Source organism: Erythrobacter sp. S259, assembly GCF_057364965.1.
Window position 1 is genome coordinate 2316892 of sequence record NZ_CP200286.1, and the last position, 12648, is coordinate 2329539.

A 12648-nucleotide genomic window follows, 5' to 3' on the forward strand; every position below is an offset into this window, starting at 1 on the left:
GCCTAGAAAGGCTGAAAGCGGACAATTCGATGGAGAGAAGCGCGGCAGGACCCGTTGATAACTGGCGGGCTCCTGCCGCGGCATTGGTTTTCTTGGTCAGCACCGCCTCATTGGTTGTACTGACCAATGAAATCTCCCCATCCGTCCAGCACTATGTCGCTATTCTGGCAGGCGGTGGCGCTTTAGTATCGTTATTGCTTTGGCAGAATGTGAAGGTCAGCGCGCGCACCGTGTTGCTCGTCGCGGTTATTGGCCACATCATTGCCCTCTTCGGCCAGACTATCTTTGAAGACGACTATTACCGCTTCTTATGGGATGGCTGGCGCACGCTCCAAGATGGCACGCCGTATGGCGTGCCGCCAGAGCAGTACATCGACGACCCAGCGATCCCACGGGCGATGCAAAATGTGTTGGAATGGGTAAACTACCCTGAGTATCCGACGATATATGGTCCTGTTCTGCAGGTTCTCTTCGCAGTCACGAGCCTATTCGCTAGCGATAACGAGATCGGGCTCAGGGTCCTTTTCGCGTCAGGCACGTTAGCGGTTTCAGCGATGATCGCACGCCGGCATAGCGGCGGGCGAACAGCGCTCTTTGCATGGAACCCGCTGGTTCTCGCAGAGAGCACACTCCATCTTCATCCAGATATTTTTCTTGCCCTTGGACTTTATGCAGCGCTCTTGTCTGGCAAACAGCGGCCAGTCCTTGCAGGCTTGTTTTTCGCAATATCGGCGGGAACCAAAATTGTGGCTCTGGCCGCTTGGCCAATGCTGCTGCGTCTTGCCCCCAAGGCCCTCTTCAGTGCTGTTGGCGCCTTGCTCTTCCTGTACTTAATCTTCGCACTACAAGGACAGGGAGCGGGGTTCGATTCAACAGAGACGTTTGCGACGCTTTGGTACTTTAACCCTATCGCATTCGAACCATTATTGATCCTATTGGGCCCAGGCTGGGGCCGCCTCGCCTCCTTGCTTCTAGCAGGCGGTTTGGTCATCTGGTTCCATGCCTCAGCTCGGGACTATGACAGTGTACCAATCGCGCCAATCTTTGGGGCAATCCTGCTTTTCGCACCAGCCGTCAACGCTTGGTATCTTCTCTGGCTCCTACCTTTCGCGATGGATCGGCGCGATGTCTGGCCCTATGTGGCAAGCGCAGCATTGCCCTTGTCCTATCTAACCGGTCTCAATCTTGAGCTTTATGAGCTCGAGGCGTTTGAAGTGCATCCTGTTGCCCACCGCGTCGAATGGGTACTTATCGCAGGTGCAATCGCATTTGATGTTTTTAGGAGTTTCAAGAGTTCAGGAACACCTTCCTTTGAAGGAAACCCGGTTCATCAGCCCAAAGTCTCGGTGGTCATTCCTGCGCTAAACGAGGCGAGCTCAATCGGCGAAACGGTGCGCGGTATCGTTTTGGCGAAACCGCTGGGATTACACGAGGTCATCGTTGCTGATAATGGATCCACAGACGATACGGCGGCCATTGCCAAAGATGCTGGCGCAACTGTCGTGTCCCAACCCGAGCGCGGATATGGTGCCGCTTGCCTTGCTGCTCTTGGCAGGGTCGACCAAAGCAGCAACATAATCCTGTTTATGGATGCCGATCTTTCTGACGATCCGGCCGATGCGGAGAAGATCCTAGCTCCAATCATCCAAGGAACAGCAGATCTGGTTATAGGTTCACGCACAATAGGGCAGATTGAAACCGGTGCGATGAGCGCGCCGCAGCGATTTGGAAATTGGCTGGCTCCCACCTTAGTGCGCTTGATCTGGGGTCAGCGTTACACTGACTTGGGGCCATTTCGCGCAATTCGGCGAGATGCGCTCGATCGCCTCACCATGGCGGATCGCGACTTTGGTTGGACGATCGAGATGCAGGTGCGCGCGGCGAAATTGAATTTAAGAACGGTCGATGTTCCGGTGGTGTATCGCCGCCGCGTTGGTATATCAAAGATATCTGGCACCGTGCGAGGAGTCTTTGCGGCAGGGTGGAAAATCTTGTTTGTGATAGCCCGCGAAGCCTTTGGCGATTTTGGGCAATCTGACCGAGCCAACGACCACAACAAGACCGAAGATCCACGTCCCGCGGTTTAGCGAACTAACCCGCAGCTTTGTGTAACAATTTGGCCTTTCACTGCGAATTGCTGTTCAAAGATGCAACAGGAACGGAGCCTTATTAATGCAGCACCTTCAAACCAACGGAAAGTTCTTGTCGTCTGGCCTCTCAAGGCGTTCCATCTTGTCGGCAATTCCGGCAACGGCCGTCTTGGCTGCATGCGGAGGCCCGAGTGCGGGCGGATTGGGTGAGGAAAGCTTCACAAGCGCATCTGGTTCCGATGACACGATTGATCATTCAGCCTGGGATGCCCTCCTCCAAGAATACACGAGCGAGGGCGCTCAAGGCGTAAACCTTGTCGACTACGCACGCTTGAAGAGTGAGGCGTCAGATGCACTCTCTAGCTATCTCGAAGCAATGCAGGCGGTTTCGATTGAGAATTTTGGACGCGACGAGCAATTCGCCTTTTGGGTGAATCTGTACAATGCTGCCACCGTTGATGTGATCGTGCAGAACCTGCCCCTCGATTCCATCCGCGACATTGGCCTTCTTGGTTCGGGCCCTTGGAAAGACGACGCGGTTGTGGTCTCTGGACGCACGCTCAGCCTCGACAACATTGAGCACGATATTCTGCGCCCCGAATGGCAGGATGTGCGCATCCACTATGCGGTGAACTGCGCGTCCATCGGCTGCCCCAATCTTGCTCGCACAGCCTACACCGGCGAAAAACTTGAAGAAATGCTCGAGGAAGCCTCTCGCGCATTCGTCAACCACCCGCGCGGGTTTGGCGGCGAGCCGAATGCCATCATCGCTTCCAATATCTATGAATGGTATCAGACAGATTGGGGAACCGAGCAGGACGTCTTGGCACACGCGCGCGAATATGCCGAGGGCCCGGCCGTGGCATTGCTCGAAGAAGCGCAGGCGATAGACAGCTATGCTTACGATTGGTCGCTGAACAAAGCGTAGGCCTGTCAGACTTGCCAAATCCCTGTGACTGAACGAGAAAGCTGATCTGTGACAGACTTGACACCGCACCTCGTTCTTTTCGCCAGATACCCTACGCCAGGCGAATGCAAAACGCGGCTAATCCCTGCGATTGGTGCGCAAGGGGCAGCTGAACTGCATCGCCATTTGACCGAACAGACGGTGAAGCTCCTGTCCGCTTCGGGAGCACCGGTGTGCGTTGCCACAACGGGCGCGCAAGCAACCGCGTTCGAGGCATGGCTCGGCTCGCAAGTGCATTTTGAGGAGCAAGCCGAAGGCGGCCTTACAGAAAGACTGTTTGCATTCCTTGACCGCGCGCCGGTTGTCTTCTTCGGCGCAGACACGCCCGACCTTAAAGCTGAGCATGTGCGCGAGGCTATCGAAGGGCTTGCCACACATGAAGTGGTGATCGGTCCCGCAACGGACGGCGGATATTATCTGATCGGTATGCGCACGCCCTATCCCGAGCTTCTCACCGATATGCCTTGGAGCACGGATCAAGTGCTTCCCGAGACGCTGAGGCGACTGGATGGACTTGGGATAGAGCCGTTGCTGCTTGAGCCACTATCAGATTGTGATCGGCCTGAAGACCTGAAGCGTTGGCCGGACCTCGCCGCTAAGCAAGGGGCTTTCGTAGCTCAATCAGTGGGTGAGTAACTAACCGCCCGCTTGTCTTCGATCAGGCGCCCCCAATAGTCATCAAAAGGGTGGATGGCGTCGGTCGCTGCGCCAGATGCGGAGATGAGCGCTCGGTCTTCATTTCGCCATTGAAACAGCCCGCCAATTAGGTTGACCGGTGGTTTGCCACTCTCGCGCTCGACAAGCTGCGCCACGCGGTCTGCGAGGATCGTGGAGCGCACGCCAACAGAGCAGTAGAATATCGCGCGCTTGCCTTGGAGTTTATCGGCGAAGTTTTTTGCAAAATCCGCCTTGCTTATGTCCGGATCGACAAGGATAGCCCCAGGCAAATGGCTCACAGCGAATTCGTCACTTTCGCGCACGTCAAAGAGCACGACGTCATCTGGACCCAGCGCGGAGTAATCATCAGCGGCCAAATGCTCAACGGTGTCATAACTTGCTGCGATACCTTCATGAATGCGATCAAGGTCTGAGGTCTGGAAAAGCGCAATTCCCCCAATCGCCGCCAACAATACCACTCCAGCTATGCTGCCAAAAACGAGCTTCTTCTTGGTCATGGCCGCTCCTGAATGGTCTCTCGCTGCGCCGAACTATCAGTGCTCTTGAAGGGCAGGATTAGCGACCAGAGAAGCGAGGACGGGCTTTCGTCTTGATGCTCATCCAGCCCGATCACCATGCCCTCGTGCCCACCATAGGGCTGCGCAACATAGGTCCCAAACAGACGGTCCCAGATCGACAAGAAAAACCCATAATTGCTGTCCGTTTCGCGGTGGATAGTGGAATGGTGGACCCGGTGCATATCGGGCGTGACAATGACCATTCTCAGGAGGCGATCAACCGCAAGCGGCAGTCTGACATTGGCATGGTTGAACATGGCCGATGCGTTAAGGATCACCTCCAATAACACCACTGCGAGCGCTGCCGGGCCAAGGGCGATGATCACCAGCAGCTTGTAAGCCATCGAGAGAATTATCTCGATTGGATGGAACCGAATGCCGGTCGTCACATCAATGTCACGATCGACATGATGAACTTTGTGGACCCGCCAAAGAATCGGTATCTTGTGAGTGGCCACGTGCTGCGCCCAAACTGCGAAATCCAGAAGGATAATGGCCAAAGTGACTTCCAGCCAGAAAGGTAGGGCAAAGAGGTTTAAGAGGCCCCACCCCTGCTCACCCGCATATAGAGCGACACCAACGGCCAGGATGGGAAATACAATGCGCAGCACGATACTGTCGGCGATGACGAGGGACCAATTGGTGAACCACCGCGACCCGCGCGGCTGCGTACGCTGTTTGCGGGGCACCAAAGCCTCTGCGAAGGCCATGATCGCGAAGACACTGGCAAAAACGCCCAGTCTCACCGCTCCTTCGCTCAGCCCAAAGACTTCCATGAAATTCTCTTTCCCGCGTGCTCTGCTCAGCCATTCGCAGCCACAGCTCTAAGTGTTACGCGGGTTTTACACCAAAATTGAGCGGTTCAACAGCTTCCTTCGGCGCGCGGATCGGGTAAAGAATGCATGCGATGACTAGCGTCACCATTGTCATACCCACCTTCAACGAAGAAGCAGCCCTTCCCGCCACAATCGACGGGCTGTCCCGCCTATCGCCCCAGCCAGACGAGATTCTGATTGCCGATGGGGGGAGCGAGGATGCAACCCTCGCGGTTGCTGAGGAAGCTGGCCTCAAAATCGTGAAGTGTTCGCGCAAGGGACGCGGTGCGCAGATCAATCAAGGGATCGCTGAGGCAGCGGGCGATCTTATCTGTGTCCTGCATGCCGATAGCCTCCTTCCGACCGATGCGGTCACTCTCATTCGGGAAACTATGGCGGATGAGAACACAGCTTTGTCGAGTTTCTTTCCCAAGCTCGTCGGCGAACGTCGCACTCGTTGGGGTTCAACGCTGCACAATATTGTGAAGACTTGGTACGCGCCGCTTCTGACGCGCCCAGACCTGTTCTTTCGCGGGGTGAGGCTGCTGTTTGGTGATCACGCCATGTTTTTCAGACGCAAGGATTTTCTAAGCTTCGGTGGCTGTGATGAACGCGTCGCTATTATGGAAGAGGCCGGACTCTGCATCAACTTTGCAAAGCTTGGTCGCACTAAAGTCGTCCGGCGGTGGGTGGTGACGTCAGACAGACGGATCACCCAGCTCGGGAGCCTGCGCGCCAACTACATCTACTTAAAGGTCGCTTTGATGTGGTCTTTCGGCGTGCGTGAAGGGCTCGCCGAGCATTATCCAGACATCCGTTAGGCATACAATTGCGCGTTTGGAACCGCCAAGCGGGTCGAGCCGCCGGCGCCTCAGCGCATGGCTTAGTAACGCCAACCAAGCTCGACGCCGTACGTGCGGGGCTGGTTGAAGATACCTGACAGGTTGTTGAAGTCGATCGCTGAGACTGTACCAAGCGTGCCGGTGAGATTGCGGACAAATCCTGCAAAGTGGATATTGTTCAAACGATAGCCTGCACGCGCGCCGCCTAACACTTGCGGCTCGGTTTCAAACTCGACCGATTCATACAGGAAGATGTTCGCGCTGGAGCGATACGACCAGTCGGTCGAGGCAAAGATCTCGCCGTTGCCCACGTCCCGGTTGTAATCGAGCACAACGTTGGCAATGAACCGCGGAGCCTGCGGGAAAGGATTGCCATCAATCAAAGCGCCGCCGGTTACTGGGTCGATGGGATCGAGCACTGTGCAAGGCGTTGCAGAACCACAAGGCGCGGTCTGCAGGTTCTCATCCTGAACCTCGGTCTCGTTCCATGAGAAGTTGCTCATCAGCGTGAGGTTATCCGTCACAGCCAAATCAAACTCTGCCTCGATGCCGTAGCCAATGCCTTGGTCGGCGTTGAGCAATTGGTTGAAATTGCCCGCGCCGCCGATAGCGGTCAGCTGTTGATCGTCAATCGTGAAGAAATAGCCATTGAGGTTGAAGCGCGCCCGGTTGTCGAGGAACGTGGTCTTCACACCGGCCTCAAATGACAGGATCGTCTCGGTATCGGCGACCGTCACACCATCGAAATCAGGCGTGAGGTTCGCAAAGAGAATGCGGCCCTGGATCGAAGGCGCCCGGAAGCCGCGTGCAATGCGAGCGTAGAGGTTGGTGTCCTCTGTCACGGCATAGGTCGCCGACAGATCGAAGCTGATATTCTCATCGCCAACATTGCGAAAAAATGGTCCAGCGGCCGGTGCGCCAAATGGGCCGATTGGCCGAATGACCTCAAAGTCTTTGTCGTCATCGGTAAAACGAAGACCAGCGGCAAGGTTCAGCTTATCGGTCACATTCACGTCAACCGAACCAAAGAGCGCCCAACTTGTCGTGTCCTGCGTTTGGAAAGCCTGACCGTTCTCAACACCGCCAGCAAGCGTGTCGAAGTTGAATGACGAAATATCGAGGTTCTCATCAAAGAGATACAATCCAACTGTCCAATTGAACGTGTCTTCATCCGTATTGGTCAAACGCAATTCGTGGGTCAGCTGATCAAGATCATCAATGCCATCACCGCTTTCCGCCGGAAATGGGATAAGGCCCGGGCCGCCACCTGTGGGGAGGAATGCTGCTCCAAAACCGCCATCAACATCGCCGCGCGAGAAGGCCTCTGCAGTTTCCCAACCGAAGATATAGGTCGCGGTGACCCCGCCAAACTCCAGATCAGCGCGTGAAGTGATCCCGAATGTGTTGGTGTCCAAAGTGGAGAAACGCTGTGCGTCGGCGAAGGTCACATTGCGATCAAAGTCGGGGCGCACATCGTTGGATCCGGGCAGGAACGCATTGGCCTGGAAGCTCGTCTGCCCACCGTTGAGGTTGCGTCCGTGCACATTGATCAGCCATTCGAAATTGTCGCTCGGCGTGATCAGAGCCTGGGCGCGGTAAGCGAAGTCATCAAATCCGCCCGCATCCGCATTGGGATCATCATCAATCTGGTTCTCGATGAAATCAGATCGGCTTTGGTACGTCCCGGAAAAGCGCAATGCGATCACATCATTTAGCGGGATGTTGAGCGCGCCTTCGAGCAGGACGGTATCAAATCTCGCATATGACCCGGTGAGATAAGCATCAAATGTGTCCTCGGGCTTTGCGCTTTCGAACTTCAACACTCCGGCAGGAGTGTTGCGGCCAAACAGCGTGCCTTGTGGTCCGCGCAGTACCTCAACACGGGCGAGGTCGAATACGGGGAAGCCTTTAAGAACAGGGTTCTCCCAGACCACTTCATCATAGATATAAGAGACCGGTTGCGATGCGTTGAAGTCAAAATCTGTGTTGTTGAGACCGCGAATACCGGGACGCGGGAAGATGCGGCCGAACGAGGTCTCGATGTTTAGGCTGGGAACACGGCCAGACAGGAAGAGTGTGTCCTCACCGCCCCCACGAAAAGTGTTGAGCGTTTCGGTTTCGAGCACACTGATCGCAACCGGCACGTCTTGTGCGTCTTCAGATTCCTTGGTCGCTGTGACGAGAATGACATCTAAACCAGAACTTTCCTCTGCGGTCTCTCCTTCCGGCTGACTTTGAGCAAGAGCAGGTTGTGAAATCGCCATGGCACCTAGGCCTGCCGTGAGCCCTAGGACATTTTTGTTCAGATGCATTTTTGGATAGCCCCTCTTTTTGTACGGTTCTTGGAAACAGGAACCCCTCAACAGGACAGCTTCGTAGCAACGTGGCTGATCGTTACAATTTGGCGATAATTGAATTTGGAAGAACGGCACACTGTTTTCGGCAACTGGACTGCCGCCTTTGCCCAAAGTCCCATGCGAAACTTGCTAGCAGCTCGCACCCGATAACTATGAACGGCCATCGCGCTGGCTCCCGAACACGATATGCGATCCATTGATTGAGCACGGCATAGCTCAAAGGTGCAGCGCTCACCCATGCAAGCAGTGCCGTGTTCGGCTGTCATGCACCAGCATAGACGGTTAAATGAGGGTAAGGCAGCCCGCAGCGAGGCGCGCACTACCGAATTTCGGCATAGTTCTCTCCGAAGCAATTGGTCCTCCCAGGCCTTTGTACGAAGGTGTCAGTGTGCAGGTTACATGGCGCCAAAAGAGCGCATGCGCCGCGCGCAGTTGCGATTTCGATCCGGCTCTTTCGATTAATCAGTAACCATCCGCCATTTATCGGCGAACTGACGATCAAACAGAGGACGATATGAAAAAAATTTTGATCGTATTGGCGCTTGCAGCGCTCATCGCAGGCTTCTTCTTCTTCGATCTGGGACAGTATCTCACCTTTGACGCCGTCAAATCGCAGGTCGAAGGCGCACAGCAAACCTACCAGGATAATCCCGTTCTGGTGATTGCGATTTTCGTGGCAATCTATGTGATTGTCGCAGCGGCATCGCTTCCCGGCGCTGCACTCCTGACCTTGGCAGCAGGCGGATTGTTCGGCTTCGTCACCGGCACCATCGTTGTGTCTTTCGCGTCCACTATTGGTGCGACGGTCAACTTTCTTGCCGCTCGCACGGTCCTGCGAGATTTTTTTGAGGCAAAGTTCGGTGACTGGCTCAAAGGCATCAACAAGGGGCTCGAACGCGATGGCGCCTTTTACCTCTTCACGCTTCGCATGGTGCCAGCCGTCCCGTTTTTCGTGATCAACCCCGTGATGGGTCTCACACGCATCAAGACATGGACCTATGTTTGGGTGAGCCAATTGGGCATGCTGATCGGCACCGCTGTTTACGTGAACGCTGGCACAGCGCTCTCCACGCTCGAAAGCCCGGCTGGCATTTTGACACCCCCAATCCTCATTTCGTTTGCTCTTTTGGGGATCGCGCCATGGATCGCCAAAGGCATCATCGGCGTGATTCAGCGCCGGAAGGTCTACAAAAGCTTTACCAAGCCCAAGAAGTTCGACCGCAATATGGTTGTGATTGGCGCAGGCGCTGCTGGCCTTGTCTCTTCACTGATTGCCTCAACCGTCAAAGCCAAGGTCACTTTGGTCGAAGCGCATAAGATGGGCGGCGATTGCCTCAACACAGGCTGCGTCCCCTCCAAGGCGCTCATCAAAAGCGCAAAGGTCGCAAGCCAAATGCGCAACGCGGACAAGTACGGCCTGGAAAGCCATGATCCCAAAGTGCCGTTCAAGCAAACCATCGCCCGCGTTATGGAGGCGGTCAAAGCGATCGAGCCGCATGACAGCGTTGAGCGCTACACCGGACTGGGTGTCGACGTGGTCGAAGGATACGCCAAGATTATTGACCCGTGGACGGTCGAGATCGCGCGCAATGATGGCGAGACCCAGCGCCTGACCACGCAGTCTATCGTGATTGCAGCAGGTGCTGCGCCTTTTGTCCCGCCAATCCCTGGTCTAGACAAGTCTAAATACCTGACCTCTGACACGATGTGGGAAGCCTTTGCCGAGATGGATGAACCGCCCGCGCGCGTCGCCATCCTTGGCGGCGGTCCTATCGGCTGCGAGATTTCGCAAAGCCTCGCGCGCCTTGGTTCGAAGGTCACTCAGATCGAGATGATGGACCGCATCATGAGCCGCGAAGACCCTGAGGTATCGGACCTTGCCCAGAAAGCGCTCGAAGAGTCCGGCGTAACCGTGCTTACCAGCCACCAAGCTGTTGAGGTCACCAATTCAGCTGTTGTCACCAAGCATGGCGACGAGGATGTGGTGATCGAATATGATGCGCTGATTGTCGCTGTTGGCCGTGCAGCCCGTCTGACCGGTTACGGGCTCGAAGAGCTTGGTATCGACACCAGCAAAACGGTCGTCACCGACGAATTCCTCGCAACCAAATTCCCGAACATCTACGCAGCGGGCGATGTCGCTGGCCCTTTCCAATTCACTCACACCGCTAGCCACCAAGCATGGTTTGCCAGCGTGAATGCGCTGTTCGGAATGTTCAAGCGGTTCAAGGCGGATTACTCTGTTATCCCTGCGGTGACATTCCTCGACCCAGAGGTGGCCCGCGTCGGTCTCAATGAGACCGAGGCCAAAGAGCAAGAGATTGAGTATGAGGTCACTCAATACCAGCTAGACGATCTCGACCGCGCGATTGCTGAGAACGAGGTCAAGGGCTTCGTGAAAGTTCTCACTGTGCCGGGCAAAGACAAGATTCTCGGCGCCACGATCGTTGGTCATAATGCAGGCGAGATGCTGTCTGAATACACTCTTGCGATGAAGCACAAGCTAGGCTTCAACAAGATCCTAGGCACGATCCACCCCTACCCGACCATGGCAGAAGGTAATAAGTTTGCCGCAGGCGAATGGAAAAAAGCTCGCAAGCCGGAGAAGCTCCTGAGTTTTGTCGAGAAGTACCACGATTGGCGGCGAGGATAAGGGATATCCTCGGCCAAATGAAAGGCGCGGCGTCTAGACAGAGCGCCGCTCCTCAAACATTCTCCGTGACCTATTCTGTTTGTAGGCCCCAGACTTCTTCAAGGCGCGCATCGCGGCCGCACCGCGAGCGATAAAGTCGATACCGAAACGGGTTCTTCTTGTAATAGTCCTGGTGGTATTCCTCGGCGGTGTAGAATGTCGCCCGCGGAAGGATCTTCGTGACAGGCTCTTCCTGAAGCTCTTGGGTCCGCTGCTCTTTTGAGCTGTTGGCAGCCTCGGTTTCCTCATCGGTCTTAGGGAAAATCGCGGCACGGTAGCTTGTGCCCTTGTCACAAAACTGACCGCGCGCATCGAAGGGATCAATATTGGTCCAGAATGTCGCGAGCAGGTCTTCATAGGTCAATTTGGAAGTGTCATAGATGACCAAGACCGCTTCATAATGACCCGTCTCACCAAAGGTCACTTGCTGATAAGTCGGATTTTTCAGGTCGCCTCCCGTGTAACCGGATACAACTGTGACGACGCCGTCGAGCTTCTCAAAGTCGGCTTCCGCGCACCAAAAGCAACCCATTGCGAAAACCGCTGTGGCATTTCCAGGCTCCGGTTTTTCGTCAGCGATGGATTGACCAGCTGGCCCGGATTGACTGGCTTCAACCTGCGGCGAAGTACAACTGGCAAGCAGAACAGACCAAGCTGCCGCGAAGAAAAACCATCTCATTGATATCAAGCTCACACTAGCATCTCCTGGGGAGCCCCCTTTGGTATTCACTCGGCCAGATTTCGGAAGCAATACAGGAAATGTTACAACACGATTCTGAGTATATTGCGGCACATTCTAGAATAGGGATCAAACGAAATCGAGACCGAATGCAAGGGACTACACGCGGCATTGTCAGACTGACGGGCATTTTTGATTTTGCGTGCTACCGGCAGGCTATGGATCGTAAAGTGAGAGCCAAACCGCCCAGCCCTGTCAGATGCTTCAACTCTTCGGCTGAGATCATCCGCTTGTTCGCGAGGATGTACCTTCGCTTTCCACTTTCGCGTTGAAATGTTGAGGACCTTCTTGCGGAGCACTGGATCGGCATCTACCCAGAAACGCTCCGGACCCGGCGGAATAGGCTCGGCCCGATGTTCTCAGCTCATGCATAACGTTAGCGTGTAAGCAGGACGCGGGGTTCTCGCCAAAGGACGTGGCAGCACTATTCAGGCCTCAGCGCATTTACGAGATCGCTACGATTTCGGTGACAGGAGATGGGGACTGCACCAGCGCCAAGTCCAAATCCTGTAAAATGTTGTATCTTGAGCAAGCTTTTTCGGCTGCCAGCCAAGTTGTATCGAAATTACGGCCCTTGGTTTCGTTCTTCGCGCAGGATTTTCATTAGAACTCCGTATTTTTTACACTCGGCGCCCTGCTAGTGCAAATATCTGATTGATAAGGAAAGTCCGTTGAGCCAATTTCTCTTCTTGACCGACTTTATCTGGCTGGTTTCACATTTCTTTGCGAGCAGCACTTGTAAAATCATCTGGCATATTGAGGGCGCTCCTTTCCGATCACATAGCCAAATTTATGCCGCCAAATCAGTGGCATAGAATTCTGCAATCTGACCGGCGGTTCGGCGCTGTTTACCATCTGTTAGCCTTAAAGGCCCACTCAGAACGTCCACAGCGCCCGGATGCACCGGATGC

9 protein-coding genes are annotated in these 12648 nt (G+C 55.0%); 5 read left to right on the plus strand and 4 right to left on the minus strand.

Features of this window, described 5'->3' with window-relative positions:
* The first annotated feature begins 29 nt into the window (after nt 1-29).
* From AC0V60_RS11030 to AC0V60_RS11040, 3 genes are all read left to right on the plus strand, one after another.
* Nucleotides 30-2087, plus strand: a complete 2058-nt coding sequence (locus tag AC0V60_RS11030) for a glycosyltransferase family 2 protein (RefSeq protein ID WP_486178506.1) — start codon at nt 30-32, stop codon at nt 2085-2087.
* An 85-nt stretch (nt 2088-2172) separates the two neighbouring features.
* The gene (locus tag AC0V60_RS11035; RefSeq protein WP_486178507.1) at nt 2173-3018 is read left to right on the plus strand and encodes a DUF547 domain-containing protein; all 846 of its coding nucleotides are present in this window, start codon (nt 2173-2175) and stop codon (nt 3016-3018) included.
* A 48-nt stretch (nt 3019-3066) separates the two neighbouring features.
* Entirely contained in the window at nt 3067-3693 is a 627-nt protein-coding gene (locus tag AC0V60_RS11040) for a TIGR04282 family arsenosugar biosynthesis glycosyltransferase (RefSeq protein ID WP_486178508.1), read from the plus strand.
* Here AC0V60_RS11040 and AC0V60_RS11045 read toward each other — a convergent pair.
* Nucleotides 3675-4232, minus strand: a complete 558-nt coding sequence (locus AC0V60_RS11045) for a rhodanese-like domain-containing protein (RefSeq protein WP_486178509.1) — start codon at nt 4230-4232, stop codon at nt 3675-3677. The genes AC0V60_RS11040 and AC0V60_RS11045 overlap by 19 nt on opposite strands.
* The gene (locus AC0V60_RS11050) at nt 4229-5068 is read right to left on the minus strand and encodes a sterol desaturase family protein (RefSeq protein ID WP_486178510.1); all 840 of its coding nucleotides are present in this window, start codon (nt 5066-5068) and stop codon (nt 4229-4231) included. The genes AC0V60_RS11045 and AC0V60_RS11050 overlap by 4 nt, the downstream gene beginning before the upstream one ends.
* Nucleotides 5069-5199: 131 nt before the next feature.
* On the opposite strand from AC0V60_RS11050, the gene AC0V60_RS11055 reads away from it, so the two are divergent.
* Nucleotides 5200-5928 (plus strand): glycosyltransferase, encoded by a 729-nt coding sequence (locus AC0V60_RS11055; RefSeq protein ID WP_486178511.1) that lies wholly within the window; start codon nt 5200-5202, stop codon nt 5926-5928.
* A gap of 62 nt (nt 5929-5990) precedes the next feature.
* Here the strand turns inward: AC0V60_RS11055 and AC0V60_RS11060 are convergent, their stop codons facing one another.
* Nucleotides 5991-8213 (minus strand): TonB-dependent receptor, encoded by a 2223-nt coding sequence (locus AC0V60_RS11060; RefSeq protein ID WP_486178512.1) that lies wholly within the window; start codon nt 8211-8213, stop codon nt 5991-5993.
* 607 nt (nt 8214-8820) lie between these two features.
* Here AC0V60_RS11060 and AC0V60_RS11065 point away from each other — a divergent pair.
* Nucleotides 8821-10959, plus strand: a complete 2139-nt coding sequence (locus tag AC0V60_RS11065; RefSeq protein ID WP_486178513.1) for an FAD-dependent oxidoreductase — start codon at nt 8821-8823, stop codon at nt 10957-10959.
* Nucleotides 10960-11029: 70 nt separating this feature from the next.
* Here AC0V60_RS11065 and msrA read toward each other — a convergent pair whose 3' ends face one another.
* Nucleotides 11030-11677, minus strand: coding sequence for a peptide-methionine (S)-S-oxide reductase MsrA (msrA, locus tag AC0V60_RS11070; protein ID WP_486178514.1), 648 nt, complete (start codon nt 11675-11677; stop codon nt 11030-11032).
* Nucleotides 11678-12648 lie beyond the last annotated feature (971 nt).